General features: G+C 36.0%; 16 protein-coding genes and 1 pseudogene. 4 read left to right on the top strand and 13 right to left on the bottom strand.

Features of this window, described 5'->3' with window-relative positions:
- Window positions 1–22 precede the first annotated feature (22 nt).
- From ABH968_RS23855 to ABH968_RS23820, 8 genes are all read right to left on the bottom strand, one after another.
- Window positions 23–1333, bottom strand: coding sequence for an aminotransferase family protein (locus tag ABH968_RS23855; RefSeq protein ID WP_370048025.1), 1311 nt, complete (start codon window positions 1331–1333; stop codon window positions 23–25).
- Window positions 1334–1876: 543 nt separating this feature from the next.
- Window positions 1877–3130, bottom strand: coding sequence for an ArgE/DapE family deacylase (locus tag ABH968_RS23850; RefSeq protein WP_197140246.1), 1254 nt, complete (start codon window positions 3128–3130; stop codon window positions 1877–1879).
- A 77-nt stretch (window positions 3131–3207) separates the two neighbouring features.
- Entirely contained in the window at window positions 3208–4596 is a 1389-nt protein-coding gene (locus ABH968_RS23845) for an APC family permease (protein WP_370048023.1), read from the bottom strand.
- Window positions 4597–4650: 54 nt separating this feature from the next.
- On the bottom strand, window positions 4651–5991 hold the full coding sequence (locus ABH968_RS23840) for an APC family permease (protein WP_370048021.1): 1341 nt from the start codon (window positions 5989–5991) through the stop codon (window positions 4651–4653).
- Window positions 5992–6039: 48 nt separating this feature from the next.
- A complete protein-coding gene (locus tag ABH968_RS23835) occupies window positions 6040–7674 on the bottom strand; it encodes an amidohydrolase (protein WP_370048020.1) in 1635 nt (544 codons plus the stop codon).
- Between the two features lie 157 nt (window positions 7675–7831).
- Window positions 7832–8488, bottom strand: a complete 657-nt coding sequence (locus ABH968_RS23830; RefSeq protein ID WP_370048018.1) for a GNAT family N-acetyltransferase — start codon at window positions 8486–8488, stop codon at window positions 7832–7834.
- Window positions 8489–8655: 167 nt separating this feature from the next.
- Window positions 8656–10077, bottom strand: a complete 1422-nt coding sequence (locus ABH968_RS23825; protein WP_370048017.1) for an NAD-dependent succinate-semialdehyde dehydrogenase — start codon at window positions 10075–10077, stop codon at window positions 8656–8658.
- 61 nt (window positions 10078–10138) lie between these two features.
- Window positions 10139–11515 carry an aminotransferase family protein gene (locus ABH968_RS23820; protein WP_370048016.1) on the bottom strand — a complete coding sequence of 459 codons (1377 nt, stop codon included), beginning with the start codon at window positions 11513–11515 and terminating at the stop codon, window positions 10139–10141.
- A gap of 212 nt (window positions 11516–11727) precedes the next feature.
- Between ABH968_RS23820 and ABH968_RS23815 the strand changes: the two genes are divergently transcribed.
- The gene (locus ABH968_RS23815) at window positions 11728–12639 is read left to right on the top strand and encodes a LysR family transcriptional regulator (RefSeq protein ID WP_370048014.1); all 912 of its coding nucleotides are present in this window, start codon (window positions 11728–11730) and stop codon (window positions 12637–12639) included.
- Window positions 12640–12982: 343 nt separating this feature from the next.
- On the opposite strand, the gene ABH968_RS23810 is transcribed toward ABH968_RS23815, so the two are convergent.
- Window positions 12983–13957 (bottom strand): tyrosine-type recombinase/integrase, encoded by a 975-nt coding sequence (locus ABH968_RS23810; protein WP_370048013.1) that lies wholly within the window; start codon window positions 13955–13957, stop codon window positions 12983–12985.
- 359 nt (window positions 13958–14316) lie between these two features.
- Window positions 14317–15090, bottom strand: a complete 774-nt coding sequence (locus ABH968_RS23805) for an alpha/beta fold hydrolase (RefSeq protein WP_370048072.1) — start codon at window positions 15088–15090, stop codon at window positions 14317–14319.
- Window positions 15091–15303: 213 nt separating this feature from the next.
- Here ABH968_RS23805 and ABH968_RS23800 point away from each other — a divergent pair, with 213 nt between their 5' ends.
- The 3 genes from ABH968_RS23800 (at window position 15304) to ABH968_RS23790 (ending at window position 19165) form a co-directional block, all read left to right on the top strand.
- Window positions 15304–17403: a hypothetical protein gene (locus tag ABH968_RS23800; RefSeq protein WP_370048011.1), complete on the top strand. Its 2100-nt coding sequence runs from the start codon at window positions 15304–15306 to the stop codon at window positions 17401–17403.
- A 270-nt stretch (window positions 17404–17673) separates the two neighbouring features.
- Complete coding sequence (locus tag ABH968_RS23795) at window positions 17674–18237, top strand: hypothetical protein (RefSeq protein WP_370048010.1); 564 nt, start codon at window positions 17674–17676, stop codon at window positions 18235–18237.
- Between the two features lie 187 nt (window positions 18238–18424).
- Window positions 18425–19165: a hypothetical protein gene (locus ABH968_RS23790; RefSeq protein WP_370048008.1), complete on the top strand. Its 741-nt coding sequence runs from the start codon at window positions 18425–18427 to the stop codon at window positions 19163–19165.
- A gap of 301 nt (window positions 19166–19466) precedes the next feature.
- On the opposite strand, the gene ABH968_RS23785 is transcribed toward ABH968_RS23790, so the two are convergent.
- The 3 genes and pseudogenes from ABH968_RS23785 to ABH968_RS23775 all read right to left on the bottom strand — a co-directional run bounded on the left by ABH968_RS23785 (window position 19467) and on the right by ABH968_RS23775 (window position 22241).
- Window positions 19467–20702 carry a DNA polymerase IV gene (locus ABH968_RS23785; RefSeq protein ID WP_370048007.1) on the bottom strand — a complete coding sequence of 412 codons (1236 nt, stop codon included), beginning with the start codon at window positions 20700–20702 and terminating at the stop codon, window positions 19467–19469.
- Window positions 20703–20817: 115 nt separating this feature from the next.
- Window positions 20818–21137, bottom strand: a pseudogene (locus tag ABH968_RS23780) (helix-turn-helix domain-containing protein); the annotation flags it as partial.
- A 294-nt stretch (window positions 21138–21431) separates the two neighbouring features.
- A complete protein-coding gene (locus ABH968_RS23775) occupies window positions 21432–22241 on the bottom strand; it encodes a COG4705 family protein (protein WP_370048071.1) in 810 nt (269 codons plus the stop codon).
- Window positions 22242–22658 lie beyond the last annotated feature (417 nt).

The raw sequence follows: 22658 nt of genomic DNA, 5'->3' as shown, positions 1-22658 counted from the left end.
TATAATTACCTCACCTTTCGTATTACAACTTATTTGCCAATACCTGATTCTCTACTTCTTGAATCGCTTTTTCTAGAATATCTAATAAATCTCTTAACTCCTTTTGGCTTATTGATAATGGTGGTGAAAATACAACAATATCTTGAGCATCTAGTACAACAGAGCGACATATTAATCCCAACTTTGCTGCCTCTGTCACTATTTGCGGAGCGAGGAGTCTTCCTTCATAAGAGATTTCTATACCTGCCATTAAACCTAAACCTCTTGCATCTACAATAAATGGATACTTCGCTTGTAATACTTTTAACCCTGCTAATAGCTCTTGACCACGAATTTCTGCATTTGCTACTAAATTATCTTTCTCTATAATTTCAATGTTTTTCAACCCAACTGCACAGGCCATTGGATGACCACTATAAGTGTATCCATGCAATATAGTTCCTTCTGATAACTCAGAAAATTCTTGGTGTATTTTCTCTGAGATCATTACACCACCTAATTGTGCATATCCACTAGTAACACCTTTTGCAAAGCACATCATATCCGGTACCACATTAAAATGTTCCATCGCAAAGAACTTACCCGTCCTACCAAATCCTGTGATAACTTCATCAGTTATCATCAAAATACTGTACTCATTGCAAATTTCACGAATTTCTTTGAAATAATTATCCGGTGCAACATGCACCCCTCCTGCACCTTGTACTGGCTCGGTGATGAAAGCAGCTATTGTTTCTGGACCTTCAGTTTCAATCAAATCACGTAAAGCCTGTATGGAGAAATGATCTACAAATAGAAAATCCGGTGCATTAGAATTTGTAAAATCACGAAATCCTTTTAAACCCGTCGCACTTGTAGCACCTATTGCCACCCCGTGATAAGATCTCGATCTTGAGATAATTTTTTTTCGAGAAGTTTCCCCTTTTAATATCCAATAATGACGAGCCAATTTATAGGCGCTATCATTGGATTCGGAACCACCAGACGTAAAAAATGTAGTATTTAAATCACCAGGTGCTAATTCTGCTAACTTTTTTGCTAATAGAATAGCAGGCTCATTACTAAACGTTGCAAAACAAGAACTGAAGGCTAATTTATCCATTTGTTCCTTCGCTACTTCACCAAGTTCTGTTCTACCATGTCCGATATTCACATTCCAAAGTGAAGACATACCATCAATAACTTTTTTACCTGTAATATCATACAGATAAACACCTTTTCCTTCTGTAAAAATAAATGCCGGTCCATTTTCCGTCTTTACTGGCGAAGTAGGGTGTAGAAAATGCTTTTGGTCTAACCCTTTAAGTTCTTCAATAGAATAATTTCTTTTCATAAAAATACATCCTCTCTTTTAAATATTTTTAAACAATAAGCTTGCCAACTACTAAAATGTGATTTACTTACATCTCGGAAATAAATTAATTTAATTTTCAATTATTTTTGAATACAGGAATTGTTTCGTCGATTTAATTGTTAAGAGAGATTTGTTTTATCAAATAATTTTCCACACTAATAATTTCCCGATTAAAAGTTTTTTTTAGTGTACAAATAATCCTCACTTATTCGTTTGGTTGTACTAGCAGTGCTAGGTTGATTATTCATAAGTGCCATCTTCTCAATATTTATTAAATGGTTTTCGATCGCCTTGTCCGATAAATAGTCATGCGATTCAAAAGACGACATTTATAGAAGTTGCAAAGATTGTTGCATTTCTTGTGTCATTTTTAATGCTAGATTTTGTTTTAAATCTAATACCAATTGCATTAAGCCTACCCCTTTTTCCATAACATTCCTAATCATTCAGCTACCCAAGCTAGAAGCATTATGAGAGACACTATATTAGTTTGAAATGGATATTCCCAAAAGTTAACGATGATTAACTCTCGCTCCACTTAATAATATAATTTGCCAAAACATTAGTTACTTCTACTACGCTATCTAAATGAACACATTCATCTGGTCCATGCATATTTTCTCCAATTGGCCCAAAGCACAATCCTTGTTTTCCGTAATACTGAGTAAATCGTGCATCATTTCCTCCAGCTCTTCCAACCATTATTACTTTATGTCCCATAACATCTTCTGCATTTTCGATGAATAATTTTACAAAAGGGTTCTCAGGATCTTGGTACCATGGCTCCGTTGACCATCCAAACCACTCTATAACAGGTGGATTTTTATCCATCCACTCATCGCCTAAGACAGATTTCATAATCGTGTCTTGTACTAGTTGCTTAATTTCTTCGCGAGTTTCCCCTGGGATAAAACCAATTCTTCCTTCGAGAATCGCTTCCCCTGGAACTGTCGATACCCAGTCCCCAGCTTTTAGTACACCTAAGTTTAAGTGAACGGACTGTCCAGACCCCTTTTCAAATAAATCAAACTTAACATTTTTAGCACGCCATTCACTTAATTCATCCAGCGCACTAAGGATTTTCATCATTTTTGAAATAGCATTTATGCCTTCATGCGCTAAACCAGCATGCGCTGTTCTTCCCTTTACGTACACTCGGAAATACATAATCCCCCCATGACTTATTGTCATATTCAAATTATGTGGCTCTGTCGAAATGTACCCATCTGTTACGAAGCCTTCCTCCAAACATGCTAAAGCTCCGCCTCCACCACCAGCTTCTTCTTCTATTACTGAATGTAGCTGAACATCTCCAGCAATTGGATAACCTAAATCAATTAATGTTTTCAATGCGAACCAATTTGAAATAAGTCCTGCTTTCATATCGGCAGAGCCTCGACCGTATAACTTGTTTCCAATAATATCTCCACTCCATGGGTCCATCGTCCAGTTTGAATATGGTTCTGGAGAAACAACATCTACATGCCCATGAATCGTTAATGACTTACCATTGGAGACACCTTTATGTATTCCGATAATATTTTTTCGGTCTTCAAACGGAATACCTGAATCAATAAACGCTTCATGAGCTGAAACCTTCTCATATTTTGGTTCAATCTCATGCAAAATCAAGTTAAGTTCTTCATATTTTTTTTTCATGTATAATTGCATCTCTTGTTCATTACCAACAACGCTTTTTATACGTACGACATCTTGAATTGTTTTAAATAATTCTTCTTTATTTTCTTCTATATACAGTCGAATTTTTTCTTTCAAAGCAATCACTCCTTTATTTACTTCTTGTGTCATTAAAAAGAGGAAGATTATCTAAGAGATTCTCATCCTCTAAATAGTTAATTCAAGACTTTAATCTTATCTTCATTAAAAATCTCTTTATCTAATGACTCCAAGTCATCAATAGAGTCCATGCTTCCAAGTTCTTTTTTAAAGAATCTTGTTATAAACAGCATGTAAATGATTCCGATTATAAGCCAAAAGATTCCACCTATAAATGCATCAGCGTGTAAATGATACCAAAGAACTCCAGTAGCTAATGCTCCGAAAGAAGGCATAATTAAGTACTTAAAGGTTTCACTGCCTGATCTCCTTTTCTGACGAATATAGAAATGAACAATAACAGATAGGTTAACGAATGTGAATGCAATTAATGCCCCAAAGTTAATGACTGAAGCAATTAATTCTAAATTTGGTCCTATTGCAAATAATGATACGATTCCCGTCAAAACAATCGTAAAAACAGGCGTTCTAAATTTAGGGTGTAAGTATCCGAAAGTCTTTTTAGGAAGTACACCATTTCTGCCCATAACAAACAGCAAACGAGAAGCACTTGCATGAGATGCAAGTCCTGAAGCTACAGTAGCAGCGAAAGCTCCTGCAATGAAAAGCAGTTGGAATAACTTCCCTCCTACATATAAACCAATTTCCGGCAATGTATCATCTACATTTTCGAACACAGAAACATCCGGGAATAATGCTTGTGTAAAATAAGAAGCAATAAAGAAAATACCCCCACCGATTAAAACAGTTAGAAGGATTGCTCTAGGAACTGTTGATGTATCCTTTGCTTCTTCCGTATACATTGTTATTGCGTCGAAACCTATAAACGAGAAAGCTACTACTGTTGCCCCAGTTAAAACGGCTATTAATTTCACATTTTCATGTGATAGTGGATGAATCGTGAATAAAGTACCATTTCCCATACCGTGATAAAGTTGTACAGAAGCAAGTATTATGAAGATACCTATTAAACAAATCGTGAAAACAACGAGTATAAAGTTTAAGCTGGATGTTGATTCCATACTATAAGCATTAATTGCAGTAACTACAATGACATAAGCAAAAACCCAAATCCAAACAGGTACATTCGGAAACAGAGATTCCATATATATTCGAATAATTAATGCATTAACTAAAGGTAATAATAAATAATCTAATAACGATGCCCATCCTACGAGGAATCCTAGGTGAGACCCCATTGTTTCCCGGGTGTATGTATATGCTGAACCAGCAGCCGGGAATACCTGTACCATCTTTCCATAACTAATCGCTGTCAATACCATTACTAACAAGGCGACAAAATACGCCATTGGTACTACACCATTTGTTAATTTTGATACAATTCCAAACGTATCAAAGACCACTGTAGGCGTCATATATCCTAATCCCAGTGCAACAATTGACCAAACACCTAATGACCTTTTGAGCGTAGTGTTATCTGTCATTCATCCATCCCCTTTACATATTTTTAGCTGCTTCATTAATGTTTTAAACTGCGACTAATCAATCTGATCTGTATTGAGCACTAGTGGTTTATGCTTAAGACCTTTTGTCATAAATAATAAATAAATAACACCAATTCCTAACCAAACACTACCAAGAACAATCGAATAAACATCTAGGTTGAAAAGCAAACAAGTTGTAAGTACTGCTCCGATTAATGGAAAAATCAAATAGAAGATAATCCCCTTTAAGGAGCGTTCTTTTCGCTTACCGTAATATAAAAAAACAACGGATAGATTCACAGCAGTAAATGCAAGTAGGGCGCCAAAGTTAATGAAAGACGCGACAATGGTTAGACTTAAAAACAATGAAGATAATGATAAAAGACCAATTAATAAAATGTTGTTAACCGGGGTTCTCGTTCTTTTATTTAGTTTTCCAAAAAAATTTTTAGGTAATTGTCCATCTCTTCCCATTGCGTATAATACACGTGCAGCACTTGCTTGAGATGCGGACGCGGAACCAAATACAACCACTGCAGTTTTTGCTAGGAATGCTGCTTGTAAGGCATTCCCGCCTACTAGGAATATAATTTCATAGGAAGCAGAATCAGCATCTTTAAAACTCGTATAATCTGGCCAAACATTATGTGCAAAATAAGATACGACTACAAAACATAATCCACCAATTATTGTTACTAAAGATATTGCACGCGGTATGTTTTTCTCCGGATTTTTTACTTCTTCTGAAAAAGTAGAAACTGCATCAAAACCGAGGAAAGAGAAACATAATAGTGCAGCACCAGCAACTATATACTTAAATGACTCCTCGGTATTAATAAAGGGATCAAGGTTAAATAAAATGCCAGTCCCGGTTCCAGTTACTATTGATTTAACTGATAAGATGCAAAAGACAATTATAAATAATACCGATAAGCCTGTTACAATCATGTTGATATTTGCGCTTAACTTTACACCTCTAACATTTACAAACGTCACAAGAATTACTAATGTAAGTATCCAAACATACTGTGGAACTTCAGGTATAGCAGCTGAGAAGAAAATACCAAATAGTAAAAAGTTAACCATTGGGATCAAGAGATAATCCATTAAAATTGCCCATCCCACTAAGAAACCAACATGAGAATTAATAGCTTTTTGCGCATAGGTATAGGCAGATCCCGCAATGGGGTACGCTTTTGCCATTTGACCATAACTATGAGCCGTAAACATCATCACAATTAATGCAAGTACATACGATCCAGCGACCATACCATGAGATATTTTAGAGGCTATGCCGTATGTGCTAAACACTGTAGTTAAAGCCATAAAGGCCGTCCCAGTAACAACAACAGACGTTAAAGAAAGCGATCTAGACAAATTAACTGGATGTTTCATTTTTTTCACTCCTCGAATAGTAATAAAAAAATCTTCCCGGTAAAATGATCAATTAACTAAAATAGTAGGATAGTAGACTGATTCACTATAAACAACTTCACCATCCATAATTGTTAACAAAACTTTCGTTTGAAGAATTTCTTTATTTTCTACTTCAAAGAGGTTTTTATCTAGTACAATAATATCTGCTAATTTTCCAACTTCTAATGTACCCAAATCTTTTTCTCTGAATGTGCTGTATGCTGAACCTTTTGTATACGCTTTCAACGTTTCTGCGAGTGTTATCTGCTCTTGACTATTCCACTCATAATCACCAGTAAAGTCTAGTCTCGTAATCGCATGGAAAATTTCTTTAAAAGGATCTAATGTTGCTATTGGATAGTCTGTACCAAGAGCAATATACTCGACTGCGTCGTATAACGTTTTACATAAATACGTATAAGGGTCTTTTTCTTTACCGACACGCAAAGTATGACTTTCTTTTGGCATCAATGCTAGATGAGAAGGCTGTACAGATGGAACAACCCCCAATTCTTTAAATCTCTTAATATCTGTCGGATGAATCACTTCAATATGCTCTAGCGCATGTCGTGAATCTCTCACACCATTATCCATCCTTGCTGCTTCAAATATATCTAGAGCAAGCCTAACTGCGCCATCACCAATTGTATGGAAGCGAATTTGAAATCCTTCTTTGTCCGCTTTTGTCACCCAGTTTTTGATTGTTTCTACAGGAAAAGCAGTACTCCCTCGTGTTATAGGTTTGTCTAAGTAAGGATCTAACATGTATGCGGTATGTCCAGTTACAACGCCATCAATAAACTGCTTAAGTCCTGCAAGCTGTAATTTTTCGGAATTGTACTTTTCACGCAAGCTTATCGCTCTATCTATATCATCATTTAACTCAGGGTAAAGATGAATTCGAGTCGTAAGTTTTCCAGCTTCATCATATGCCTTATACATATCGAAACTATTTAACTTATCAAAACTACTTGCAAACAAATCATTTACTGATGTAATGCCTAATTGAGCTGATTTTTTTAAGAACTCTTCAAACAATTCTTCTTTCCGTTTATCCGGAAATGCGAGAGCAATATCCACAACTAAATTCATTGCTGTTTCAAGAAGAATTCCTGTGATTTCATTATTTTCATCTTTTTGAATCGTACCATTAGGAGGGTCTTCAGTTTCATTTGTAACCCTAGCATTTTCAAGTGCTAAACTATTAACCCACGAATAATGACCTTCTGCGTGGAAAAGAATAATCGGGCGATTAGGAACTACTTTGTCTAAAGAAAAACGTGTCGGCAAGCATTTCTCTGCCCAATTTGTATGATCCCATCCATAACCTATAATCCACTCATCAGCATGCACGTTTTCCGAGAATTGCTTTACTAAACTAGCAACTTCTTCTTCCGAATGAGCATCCGATAAATTGATACTTGCATGCGAGAAAAGACTACCAAACATGAGATGAAGGTGCGCATCATGAAATCCTGGCATAATGAGTTGGTTGCCATAATGATATTCCTTCGTGTCTAAACCTATAAATGGTTTTATTTCCTCCATCGAACCTACCGCAATGATTTTGTTACCTTTAATCGCAATAGCAGCTGGCTTTGCTTCATTTTCTAAACCTGTAAATACTGCTTCACTCGAAATAACTTTGTCAGCGATAACCATTTATAACGCCTCTCTTTACCTAAGATTTACTTCTAATGGAACTCTTATAACAATCGATTGAAAGCGCTTACATAACTAAAGAAGTTAAATAATCGCGATAAACAATGGGCATCCACTGTTCGCCTATTAAAATAGGCGAACATAACGGACAAAAGACTCATACTAATTTAAGCTTGTAAACTGGATTTTTCCATTCCAAAAGTGTTGCATATTCTAATGACTCAACATCCCCAGGTAAATAGCCTGGCATTACTTTATTTAATACGTATCCGTTTTTCATTTGGAATGTTAATACAGGATCATATATTTTCCCTTTCATTACCTCTAGTGCATACTCATCTGCACTCATCCGCTCAGCATATTTATAGTAAAAAGGTATACGACCACCTACTAAGATACTTTCTAAGTTAAGTTTCTCACATATTCTTTTTCGGCCATCATACAAATGACGTCCCAATTGTAACCCTCTAAAATCTTCGTGTACTCCAATTTCAATACCATATAGGTTTCTACCATTAGGGTTATGATTTCGAATAAATCCTAAATCACAGATTTGAAAATATGAGTGACTATCTCCGTAATCTTCAAAATTTACAATTAGACTTAAAGCGGTTCCTACAATTTTACCGTTATATTCTAGACAAATTTGACCTTCTGGAAACAACTCAATCTGACTTTCAAAATGCTCATATTTTAATGCCATATCAGGTCCGAAACACCTCATAGAAAGTGCGGCAACTTCAGCAAGATCCTCTTTTAAAATATTGCGGACAACTATTTCTTGTCCATTATTTTTTAAATTTACTTGAGACATAATAAATTCACCCTCTTATTTTATTGGAATTAAATTAAAGTTTATTACTTTATTAATTGTGTAGACTGTCTCCCATACATTCTTTAGAAACTATGTATGGGAGACATGGAGAATGTAGATAAGTCTACTACAATATATATAGTTACCTAGATTAGTAACATTTTTTATTATTTTAAATAAATCGATACAAACTTCTTCTCCAAGTACTCCTCAAGTCCGTACCAACCGCCTTCTTTCCCCATTCCACTTTCCTTCATACCACCAAACGGAGCTTGTACAACCACTGGAGCTGGATCATTAATACCAACAATTCCGAACTCTAAAGCACGCATCATTCGTAAGCCTCGACCAATGTCTCGCGTATAACAATAAGCTGCAAGACCATATTCAGGATGGTTTGCTCTTTCAACTACCTCTTCTTCCGTCTTAAATGTATAAATTGGTGCAACTGGTCCAAATGTTTCTTCTGTTGTAATCTTCATATTATCGCTTGCATATTGAATAACTGTGGGCTCAAAGAAGTAACCGCTTCCATTATTTAATGTAAATACATTACCACCCGCAATTACTTTACCATCATGTTTCACAGCGTCTTCTACTTGACTTTTCACTTTTTCAAGAGCCACTTTATTAATTACTGGACCGACATTTACGCCATCTTCTAATCCATTTCCTACAACTAATTTAGATACCTTTTCAGCTAACTTTCCTGAGAATTCATCAGCTACAGTTTCTGCTACGTAAATCCGGTTGGTGCTGATGCAAGTTTGACCTGAGTTAATAAACTTAGACACTAAGATACCATTAACTGCTGCGTCAATATCAGCATCCTCAAACACAATATACGGTGCGTGTCCACCAAGCTCCATTGATATTTTCTTCACTGTATCAGACGAATCACGGATAAGTTTTTTCCCCACACGCGTCGAGCCAGTAAATGTGATTTTACGAACGTCTGGGTTACTCGTCATCTCGTTTCCAATTTCTTCAGCTGGGCCAATTACCAGGTTTGCAACTCCAGCCGGTAGTCCAACTTCATGAAAGCATTCGAATACTTTTATCGCCGAAAGAGGAGTTAAGTCAGCCGGTTTTAAAACAATCGTACAACCTGCAGCAAGTGCAGGTGCAATTTTTCTTGTAATCATCGATAACGGGAAATTCCATGGTGTAATAGCTGCACATACCCCAACAGGTTCGCGAATTACCATTAAGTGTTTATCAGCTGCAGATGCAGGAATTGTTTCCCCATAAATTCTCTTAGCTTCCTCTGCATACCATTCTAGATAGCCGATCGCACCTGCTACTTCACGAGTAGCATCTGGTAAAGGTTTACCATTTTCAAGTGTAATTGTTTCAGCTAATTCTTTTGTTTTTTCTTTCATCAATTGAACCACTTGAAACAGGTAGTTACTGCGCTCATTTCCAGTTGTCTTACCCCAGAATTCAAATGCTCTCTTCGCACTTTCGATTGCTTCTTTAGTTTCAGTTTTACCACCTGTAGCAACAGTTCTAATTATTTCTCCTGTCGCAGGATTTGTTACATCTAATTTATTTCCTGTATCTCGCCATTCACCACTTATATAAAGCACTAGAGAACCTCCCCTTTTTTTACTATAACCACCACTACTCAACTTACTTTATAGGAATAGTTTAGTTGCGTGTATTTTTAAAAGCAGTAATCGAATCGTCTATAATTTGAATCATTTTTTCAATTTCTTCTTTGTTAATAATAAGCGGTGGCGCAATTGCCACAATTTGGTTATATGCTCCAAGCGCTCTTAATATTAATTGGCGATTGAAACATGCGTCAACTACCGCGTTTGCTGGGAAAACAGTTGGATCAAACAATTTTCCACTTGTTGGATCTTCATAAAGTTCAAATGCAGCCAACAGACCAATTACTCTGCAATTTGTTACAATACTATGTTTTTCAGCTAAGTAATCTAAACCTTTTTTAAGTTCTTTCTCCATTTCGTTTACGTGGTCAATAATATTATCACGCTCTAGTATTTCAATGTTTTTCAGTCCAATCGCACAAGCAGTCGGATGGCCACTATATGTGAAACCATGTGGGATAACAGCATCGAAGTTAGCAATTGTTTCTCTAATTTCATCATTCATCATGACCCCGCCAAGTTGCGAATAACCACTCGTAATTCCTTTTGCAATTGACATCATATCAGGGACAACATTCCAGTTGTTTACACCAAACATTTTCCCCGTACGACCAAATCCACAAATAACTTCATCTGCCATGAAAAGGATATTGTGCTCGTCACAGATTTTACGAACTGCTTCTAAGTAACCTTCTGGTGGAATATTAACTCCGCCCGCACCTTGCACAGGTTCAATAATAATTCCGGCAATCGTCTCCGCACCTTCTCTTTCAATTGTTCCACGGATAGAATCTGCATAGTTCGGGTCACTTTTATCACCTAACTCGCTGTTTAATAGGTGGGCTGTTGCACGAACAACTCCGTCTATATTTGATGATGCGAACTTGTGGTATGCTGCAAGACCAGTAGCTGTTTGCGCTCCTATTGTTACACCGTGATAAGCATTCGTTAGCGCAATAATCTTTCTTTTTTCTGATTTCCCTTTAAGCTCCCAGTAGAAACGAGCTAATTTAATTGCTGTATCATTTGATTCTGACCCACCAGAAGTGTAAAATACACTATTTAAATCTCCTGGTGCTAACTCAGCTAATTTTTCAGCAAGTAGAATGGATGGTTCATTTGAGAATCCTTTAAATGATGATGCATACGCGAGGGTAGATAATTGACTATTACCAGCATCTGCAAGTTCTTGATTCCCATGTCCTAAGTTCACGTTCCAAAGCATTGACATCCCGTCGATGTATTCCACATCATCCGTACTTGTAACTGTAACGCCTTTACCTTTAACAAAGATAATAGGCGGTCCATTGTCAATTAAAGCCTTCGGATTTGTAGCTGGATGTAGCAAGTGCTTTTTGTCCAGTTTAGCTAACTCTACAGTTTTTGATTGTTGAGTAATTTTAGTTGTCATTGATAAAACCTCCATTTATAAATTAATAATTTGCGATTGGATGGACACACTCTGGTATCAACTAACTTCAAACTGAAAAATACAGTTTAGATCCAATTTTTCAACTATTCTTAATTATGAAAATATTATATCTTTACATTTTTATAATGTAAATTATAATATTTATATGACTTCCATATATTTTATGAATACTAAAAGGAGGAGTTATCAAAATGAACCTTCATCGTTTACATTGTTTTATTACAGTAGTTGAGGAAGGTAGCATTACAAAAGCTGCTACTGCACTGCAAATGACTCAACCCCCCTTAAGTATTTTAATTAGAAAATTTGAACAAGAATTAAATGTCACTTTGTTTAATCGTTCAGGTAGATCTCTTGAATTAACACCAAGTGGAGTATTTTTATATGAAAAAGGAAAAGAATTACTTGATTTATCTGAGAATACGGAGAAGAAATTAGTCGAGTTTCATGAAGGAATTAGAGGTACTGTGAAATTGGGTTGTACTACTTCAGCAAATCTATTTATTTTGCCAAATGTCTTAAAAAAAATTCAAAAGGAAACTCCTAACATAGTTACACATGTTCGCGAGGGTAATACATCATATATTTTAGAAGAACTAAGAAGTCATAAAATAGATATTGGAATTGTCCGAACTTCAGTGAGAGCGGAGGACATCCATACTTCAACACTACTAACAGAACCTTTACTTTTAGCTCTTCCACCCAACCATCATCTATGTGAAAAAGATTCAATTGATATTGCAGACTTGAAAAACGAACGATTTCTTTTAAATACAACATCTTATGGATCAGGTGTTGCTGATGATGTGATCGAGGCATGCCAAAAAAGTGGATTTACGCCTAATGTCGTTTACTGGGGGACAGAAACATTACCAACACTTATGATGGTAATGAAAAGCGCAGGAATTTGTTTTGTACCTAGCTGTTTCAAGCTACTTAATTCTCCTGATTTACCGGTACTTAGACCACTAGCAAATCCAGTGTTACAAACAAAACTTAATATAATTACACTTAAGGATCGTTACATGACATCAATTTCCAAACGATTTCTTGCGATTACCGAAGAGGTTGCAGAGAAAATGGCAAGCATTTCCAATGATTAATCTGACTACTCCCACAGCTAAAGCAGTGGGGTTCTTATGTACTTAAGAGAAGCGTTACAAAGCTCTCCACAGATGGTGTTGCCATGTCCCGTGTACAACATCTTTGATTTATCTTCTGTTCCATAAGACTTTCTTATTTACACAACCGATGTTGTGTTGGCAATAAGTTTTAACGAAGGCAGGTAGCGGAATACCCCTTACTTGATTTGTTTGATACCCATGCTAAGAGGGAATGTTTTCTTTACTTGTTTCAAGCCTTCTATATGTTGATTGTGTAACTCTAAAAAGGTAGTAAACGTTTTATTGCATAAGTCTTGATTAGTTTGATTTTTAGGACATACAATTAAAAAATACCTCTCAAATTGTTGGCTACTTCTTCAATATCTAAATCTAAATACTGTGTGGTTACCGCTAAATCACTATGTCCTAACGCTTTACTAATTAACGCGACACTTGCCCCTTTTTCTAGTAAACTCTCTGCATATGCCCGTCTAATTGCGTGTGCATTGATATTTTTCAATCCATATCGTTTAGCATATTTATTTAACTGTTTAGAACTCGCACAATTAGATGATTTATTAGTATTCATAGCCAGACCATTTTGTGTAATAAATACATTATGATTACCTGTGCCGAAATGATTTCTAACACCATCATTTAATTTGATTAAAACTTTTAATATTGCAGCTACTTCTTCATCAATTGGCAGCTTTAAAAATTTGTGATTCTTCAAAGCTAAACCATCTAACTTTAAAAATAAATTATCAAAATCAATATGACGTTCACGTAGTTCACCTAACGTACTAATACGAATTCCCGTTTTATACATTAACTTAATGGCTGCAGCATCACGAAAACCAATAAAAGTTGTTTGGTCAATTAGATGCAATAGCTTATCAATGTCCGATTCTTTCGCCCCTTCTTTAACCTCTTTATCCACTTTAATATGGATAATCGCCCAGATGCGGTCTTTAATCCAACTGTTATTATAGAACTTGCTTAATACGGCTTTAATTGATTTTAAACGAATCAACTTTGTTCGCGGCGAAACTTCTAATACATCTAAATAATGATAAATTGATTCTACTGAAATATCCTCAACGTACTGTAAACGATTAACCGTCATAAATTGATTAAAAATGTATTCATAGCTTTCAATAGTACGTTGCCGATGCCCCACAATTTGCATTTGTTTAAATACCGTTTCCAATGCTGCAGCTACTGTAATAGCATCGCGAACGTCCTCATACTGTTTTGTGGGCAGTACAACCACATCACCACTTACTGCAAATACACCATGCTTTCTACTTTTAGACAAAACAAAAAAACCTCCACTTTCATTACTGAATTTGAAGGTCTACGAATAGTTAAAATATGTAGGGATAAGAAAAGGGATATTCAACAAGAGATCAACTCCCGTTCAATATCCCTAGTCTGTTAAATCGTTGATATGACTACGTTTGTATCCACTTTATGTATGGAGACGACAGGTGTCGAACCCGAGTCTAGAAACGCCAATACTTCAGCTTCTACGAGTGTATCTTGCCTATTCATCCTATATCCTCCAATCCCCACTCCAATCAACTTATAAATATGGCATACGTTTTACAAATATCTTCCCTACCTATTATATAGAATAGGCAAAAAGTAAAAATAGATTCCTTTTTGCACTATTGACTAATTGATAACCTCCCCTTCTGGTAACTTCCCATCCTTAATCCACTCTTCTACAAAACGGTTAAAGAACTCAGGGTTCGCTAATGAGACACCGTGGCCGATGTTCGATAGCACAACACCTTGACAATTGGGATTGCTATTCACAAGTTGGATCGCAGATTTTTTCATGTTGCCCTTCTCTTTTTCACCGACAGTTACTAAAATGTTACATTGGGCTTTTGAAAAATCATGCGGGATTGTAAAAGACATATTTTCTTGCAATATTTTAATTAGGGTATCTAATTTCATCTTTGAACTATCTTCATAATATTGCTCAAAATATTCTTGATCTACATATAACGTTTTAGCTTGAAGCTTGGCGAATGATTTATTTTTTATTAAGGGAAAAGTTAATTTTATCAATGGTCGAATCCATTTTTCTGCAATTGGGGAAGGTGTCACTAAAGCACTGTTGATGATGGCAAAATCTATTAATTGCGGTTTTAAACTAACCATTTGAATAGCAATTTGTGCTCCTAATGAAAAACCGACTACTATGACACGTTTATTTTTTGCTTTTTCTTCTATTAAGGATAAGAGCTTTTTTGCACTATCTTCAATTGAAAAATCAGAGGTATTATTAGCCTCTTTATCTATTAATTCTGGTACTACGCAATGATAATCGGAAAAGTATTGGACTTGTTTATCCCACATCCACCCTCCAACACCACCCCCATGAATCAACAGTATGAGTGGCTTATGTAGATCTCCGTACTCCTTATAATGCATTACCACACCTTCTTTCTTCATTCTTGTATTTCTCGGGAAATAATTAGATTATTCTAGCATTTTTATTCACTGTATTTATTTTACTATTTATAGTGTCATATTTATAGTTTCTGCTGCATATATAATACTTGAAAAACATTTTGCATTTTTGATGAAGCATTGTGGCTCTTGGGATTGAGGAAGAAAGACAAAAAAATAATAAACATGGAGGTCATACAGATGGAACAAAACAAAACGAACGAAGCAAAAGAATTAGTTAAAGCCATTAACCCTTCCAGTTTAGACGATTTTCCCCTCTCACCAATTAGTGGTTTATATGCATGGAGCGAACAGCTAATCAGTGAGGAACTTCGCCTCGACGTAGACGGATACTACCCACAAATGGTAGCAAGCGGAACTATTATTTCAAACATGTCTTCTACTATTCATTGGATTGCTAAGTTAACAGCTAATGGTCCAGATACTTGGACAGGCAATATTCGAAATAAATACCTAGATGACATACAATCATTTCCTTATACAAATGTAAAAATACAGGTAACACGCGGTTCATTACCTGAACAGCATACTGCCGAAGTCACGTTTCTGATTGGAGGGGAGACAGACAGAACTAGCACGTTCAAGTTTCAATCTCCTTACTTCCATCCTGTGGAATTTGAATTTGATGCTGAAGAAGGTACAACACCAGTTACAACCTATCAAACGCACGCTCATCCAGACAAGCCTACATCTTTGCCGGATGAAACTTTAACAATACCAGAAGTTTTTAAACGCACTGGGTTTGATGTGAAAATATCAGAAGGTAATAATATTGTTTCCAAAGATTATACAGGGGCTGATAAAAAGTGGAACACTCAAGAGATGCATGATGCCATGCAAGTATATTGGTCACACTTTGATAATAAGCCCCAATGGTCCATGTGGACATTCTTTGCAAATACGGAAGCTGAAGAAGGCCATGGTCTGGGCGGTATTATGTTTGATAGCATAGGTCCGAATCATCGCCAAGGGACCGCCATTTTTAATAATTCATTTATTGCCGATCCACCTAAAGGTGACCCCGCTCCTGAAGCTTTTGTACAGCGATATCGTTTTTGGTGTGCTTGCCATGAGATGGGACATGCTTTTAATCTTCTGCACTCTTGGCAAAAACATCTAGGTCATCCTTGGGAACCTCTGGAGCGCCCTCTTATCCCAGAACCAAAGGCCCTAAGCTTTATGAATTATCCTTACAATTTTGATAGTAAGGCTGGTGGCAAGGAGTTCTTTAAAAACTTTGAGTATCGTTTTAGTGATCAAGAACTATTGTTTATGCGACACGCACCTGAGCGCTTCGTACAAATGGGTAATGCTGACTGGGCTGTAGATCATGGTTTTGAGCAACCGATCATTTCTATTCATCCTTCTTTTAATCTTGAATTGAGGGTTAACCGGAAATCACCCATATTCCAATGGTTAGAACCTACAGTTATTGAAATCAAACTAACTAATACTTCGAATCAACCTCAGTCAATCAATAAACATTTATTGTCCGATTTATACGGAATGACTGTAATGGTAAAAAAAGATGGAAAACAAGGACGACGATTACTACCTCATGTTCAATATCTATGGAACATAGAGAACAAAGTAATTATGCCTGGTGAATCACTGTACGAAACCATTTTCGCTTCCGTAGGGAAAAATGGCTGGTTAATTGATGATCCAGGATTCTATAACATTCAAGTAGCTCTGCAAATAAACGGCAATAACATCGTATCTAACAACTTAAGGCTACGAGTTTTACCACCTACCGGATACGATCAGGAATTCCTTGCTCAAGACTTTTTCTCTGAAGAAGTCGGCCGTATCCTTGCATTTGACGGCAGTCGTTTTTTTGAAAAAGGAAACGATATCCTTCGTGAGGTAACCGAAAAACTTAGTGACCATGCTGTTGCTCTTCACGCTCATATCGCTCTTGCTAAACCATTGGCGTTCGATTATCAATTCCTTGATTTCACAGGTGACTCAGATACTAGAGGTAAAATCAAAATAATACCTGCCCAACCAGATGAGGCACGTAAACAGTTTACTTCTGCGTTAACAGAGCACAAACAAATTGCTGCTAAAACACTTTCCAATATAGACTATCATGAATATATGGGAACATACAGTGAATTTCTAAGTAGCCAAGAAGAAAACAAGGAAGCTGCAGAGGTACAAAATGTCCTTTATCAAACGCTGTCTGAACGGAATGTTCTAGACAGTGTATTACAAAACATCAAAAATCGCCGTGAAAACTATGAACAAAAGGAAAATGAATTTTCTACGAACATATAATATTTCCACCTAAATAAGCCGCTTTCAATCTAAATACAAATAGAAAACCGTCATTTCGAAAAAAGGTTGATCGAAATGACGATTTTTTGTTTGATTTTAAGTTTGATCATTTTTTCAAAATCTTCAATTTCAACATAAAGATCTAATAAAAAATATATAAATATGTTAAAAAAATATAAAAATGTAATTTAAATGTAAATTATAGTATAATGAATATTCATAGTGCTAGTTAAAAGTATTCTTAACAAAAATATAAAGGTGGTTATAAATTTGAAAAAGCTCATATACACAGGATTGACGGCAGCGATGGTATTGTCTATTGGTATGCCAGCTACTCTTGCATCAGATTACATACCGACGACAGATGACTATAAGGTAAAAAGTATTGAAGTACCTATAGAGGACGTTTTAGATACATCGTTATATGCAACTAATCCAACTAATACAAGCATACTATCTAAAGATTTCGCTACATCAAAAACAACAGGAAAGGTTTTATCTATCGGACAATACGTTGATTTAACCAAAGTAATTCCCGCTAAATCGAAAGTTGTTAGCATCACTATCTATTGTCCAACTGATACAAGAGTGACACAATCTCAATTTACTACAATTGACAACTATCTTATTAGCTATGACGGTAGTCCATCATCTGCTACTGTAAAGTTTCAGAAAACTGATAGCCCAACATCTACTAGTAAAACAACATTTTTTAAAGATACGGATGCTAATGTTAAGTGGTTCGTTCAGTTAGAAGGAACTATTCTTAAACAACAGACAGGCATGGATGGGTTCACCGTATTCGGTAGCAAAATGATAATAGAATATAAATAAAACTTTTAAAAACGGCACTATGAGACCTAATTAAATAAATGATGCTGCAAGTTTTACGTTAAATGTCTAATTACGATCAACACTGACATTACCCTAGCTTTTTGTCTACCCTGCATACAGTGCGAAGTAGACAAAAAGTAAAAAAATACTTCAAATGCTTATAATTTGAAAGGGATGTAATACAGTTATGAAAATAACTAATTTATCGCAAATACAATCTAACCCTGTATACTCAATGAATAAAAATAACTCTATAAAAAGTGATCAGTCTCATTTAACAGAAGAATATGTATATTCTAAGGAAAGTGTTCAGACTTCCGAACTACTATGCAACTATACGCCAAATGAAGTAGGAATGAAGTCGGATGTCAATCTGGTTTCATTCAAAGGAAGTCGTTCATTAAATACACCGAATTGGGACATCATCCCGACGAAAGGCATGAAAGTTCCCCCGCAGGATGTAATAATCAGCCAACTCAAAGCATTAGCTGAAAAATATGTGCGAAATACAAATCGAAACGCCATAGAGGGCTTTCATTACGAGAAAAATAAATTACACGCACAATATATTTCTTCCGTATCCCCTGACCGAAAAACGCTTCACAAACAAGCGATGCAAGCAATAAAAAAATTCGAATCAGAGGAAACAACACAGATAGGCCCGAGGACGCTTGTGGATTATTTGATTAAACACGACAATATACAAACGGAAACAAATAAAAGTCTTGTGGCAAGTGGCATGTTGCGTCCAATTAACAATTCTTTAGGAGGTTATGAATATGATGTCGTCGTTGAGGGGATCACGGTACTAGGAACCGTAAATGGACAATGGTCTTACGGAATGACGCCAGCCGAAAAACAAAAATCAGACGAGTTTTATCAGCTCTATTGGTCATTTGTAGATGAAGCAAAAAATGAATTAGAATGAGTTCCTCTATAGGTGTTTGGACACCCGCTGAAAAGTATCATAAATTCGCATTAATCTCACCAGCTATAGAGATGGAAGACTTCTATACCTGTCGCTCTTATTTACTGAAAGAAGTTAAAGACAAACTAGAATAGCAGAAGATGAAATTGAAGCAAAAGAGTTTTCAATTCAGAATCGCCAATCTCAAAGCCATCAATTAATTAATGGCTTTGAGATTTATATTATAGCTTTAGAGTAAAGATGAATGATAAAAACCATTTAATAATATTCCGTAAGAAGCTAACTCTCCATTCGTTTTTTTTTACTTATGTTCGTCCCAAAAGTCCTTACTAAAACTCGTATTTGCTTGATATTTCCCAGCTGGTTTGGCAATATCTGAACCCCGCAAAATCGTACCTTTTCCAAACTTTTGCTCGATTTGATCAACAAGTTTAATGATTGGTTCATCTTTTACATGCTCTTCGAAGTTAAATAACGTTAGCTGCTGTGTCGTTTCTTTAATATCACTGACATTCGATACGGTAACGCCCAGTAATCGTACAGGTTCCTCATCCCAATGCTTATTAAATAGATACCAGGCATGCTCAACGATATCCTCTTTCGAATGAATCGCGTTATTGATGGACTTACTCCGTGTACACGTCTCCCAATCAGCAGAACGAATCATGATACTTACAGTAACCCCAGCAAGTTTCTTGGCCTTTAATCTGTCTGCTACCTTTTCAGAAAGTGTTGATATTATTTTAAATAATTCATCTCTATCTGTTGTATCATGAGAAAGTGTTGTTGAATTCCCTACACTTTTCGTATCGTATATTGCTTCTGGATCGACAGGTCTATCATCTTCGCCATTTGCCTTTTGCTTCATACGTAGACCATTAATGCCAAAGTTTTGTTTTAATAAATATTCATCAGCTACGGCTAATTCTCCAATTGTTCGGATACCTAAATTCCCCAATTTCTCCGATGTACTTTTGCCAACCCCATGCATCTCAATTACATTCATCGGCCACAATATTGTTGGAACATCACGCTTTCGAAGTATTGTAATACCCATTGGCTTTTTCATATCACTTGCCATTTTCGCCAAAAATTTATTCGGTGCTATGCCGATTGAACAAGGGAGTTGCAGTTCGTTCCAGATTCTATCTTGCATATTTTGTACGTGTTGCAATACATGTTGGCCTTCGACTATAGGAAGTTGCAAATATCCTTCATCGATTGAAACTGGTTGGAGAATTTCGCTATACTCTTTTAACAAATTAAAAAAAGACTTGGAGGCAGCTCTATATCGTTCGAAATTAGGAGGTAGTACAATTAGCTCCGGGCACTTTCGCCGCGCCTCCCCGACATTCATAGTTGTATAAACACCACTTGCTCTTGCTTCGTAGCTACACGTAATAATAATACCTCTACGCTCTTTAGGATCACCTGCTATTGCTATTGGTTTCCCTTTTAATGAGGCATCGTAAATTTGTTCGACAGAGGCATAAAAGCAATTAAGGTCAATATGTAAAATGATTCTTCCTTTATTCATATTTTATCACCTCATTTTACTAACCAAAGTTTCTTCAGAATTCTTAGCAGTCCTTTTATATTTCCTTAATCATAACATGTATGCAATCTTGCAGCTTCTACAGCCAAATTGGATTTGTTGTATAAGATTGTACGCTATTCTTTTTAGACTTGAATCGTGGTGCTTTATTCTGTTTTTCGAAGAATCGAGTAAACGAATCAGCAAGGTTTTTGAGTGCGGATTGAATCGCAATGTTGTCTACTTCTTTTAACCATACTAACTCTTTCTTTAGTTGTGTTAATTGAGAAGAAACCCTTTGACCAGTTTCTTTGTAAGCTTCATTCCATTGTGCCAAAAAGTGATTGAATACAAAGCGAGAACAACCAATTGTTTTAGCAATCAATGTTTCTTGTTCTTTGTTTGGATTGATGCGTTGTATGCTTTATTGACTAACATTGATTCCATCTCAACACAAGAACGTTTGTTTCTATTTTACCACAATGTCATCGTTTTTGGCTATCGCCAACCGACATTTATCTCCCACTTACTCATTAGCTGTGACCTTCACATTCCTTGAAGCGGGCGTCTACTGTCGGAAATGATCAAATCCCAAAACTATCTAATTTTATTTTTGACTTACTATTTTTTTGGTCAATAAAAATTAAAAAACTGAGAGTATTCAATTCAATGAAAACTCTCAGCTTTTTGGTTATATTATTCTAGTTTATTAATCATTCGATGGTCTTTTTTCTACTTCTCCTTTATATTTGAAAACAAGATTTTATCTCTATTTGTTTTGGTCAGATAAATGATCAAACTTAAAATTATAATTAGAAAGATTGCGCTCGTTCCGATAGTACCTAGACCAAGACCACCATCTGCACGAGACTGTGACAAGTAGTCACCGAAAGATGCTCCAAGTGGACGCGTTAGGATGTAAGCAATCCAGAAAGCCAATACGGCATTCAACTTGAAACCGTAATGGGCAATCATAACTGCAACAATCAAGCCAGCGAATATGAGACCAGACTTCCAGTACCCTAAGTCCATACCCTCTGATATAAGATCACCAGCAGCCGTACCCAAAGCAAAGGTAAAGAGGATGGTTAACCAGTAGAAAGCTTCACGCTTGCTTGTATAGATGGAATGAATAGACAATGTTTTTTCACTCATATACCAAACTACAAATGTCACGAATAACGCAATAGAAAAGAAAATAGTAGTCGTCTCTAGAGCGACCCCAAAATTGTCTACGAGGTTGTCTGTGATTAATGTTCCTACAATGTTAATTAGCACAACCACGAGCCAATAGATCCACGGCACGTACTTTTTCGATTTGAACTGGATGAACAAAGTAATAATCAAGAGGCCACTCATTAGAAAGGTCGTATTGGACAAACCCCAGTGTAAGTTAAAATTCAGGAAATCTGCAGCCGTCTCACCTACCGTAGTTGCCATAATCTTGATGATCCAGAAGAAGATAGTGACTTCTGGAACCTTACTCAATATCTGTTGTAATGGGGAGGCCACTGTTTCTTCGGATAAAAATGAATTTTTAATCAATTAATCCATCTCCTTATTATTCATATCAACTAGTCATACATACCCTTAAACAATTCCATGATGACTGTTACATGCCAACTAAAACTACATGAACCATTAACAAATACCACTGAATAATCATGTGGGAATCATTTGGACATTGAATCATGTTGTATCTTTAGGAACTTATTTACAGCCTTCACTTTAACAGGTCGTAATGAGAAGTTAACGAATCTTTTATAAGAAGTTGATTAAAGATTAATGAGTGATTTCTCATTTTTTAACTTTTTCTATCACTTACCAGTTCTAAAAGTACACAAAAAAATACACCTCCCTTTGAGAGGGCACTGAAAAACTTACGTTTTCATAAAAGCGAACCCTTTTCAGTAAAAATAAGGCACTTCTTGTTCAATTTTGAACAGGAAGTGCCTTATT

Origin of the sequence: Lysinibacillus sp. RC79, from assembly GCF_041262405.1 — a bacterium.
GTDB lineage: Bacteria > Bacillota > Bacilli > Bacillales_A > Planococcaceae > Lysinibacillus.
The sequence above is the reverse complement of the archived record's forward strand: the minus strand, read 5'-3'. Positions and strand labels throughout refer to the sequence as shown.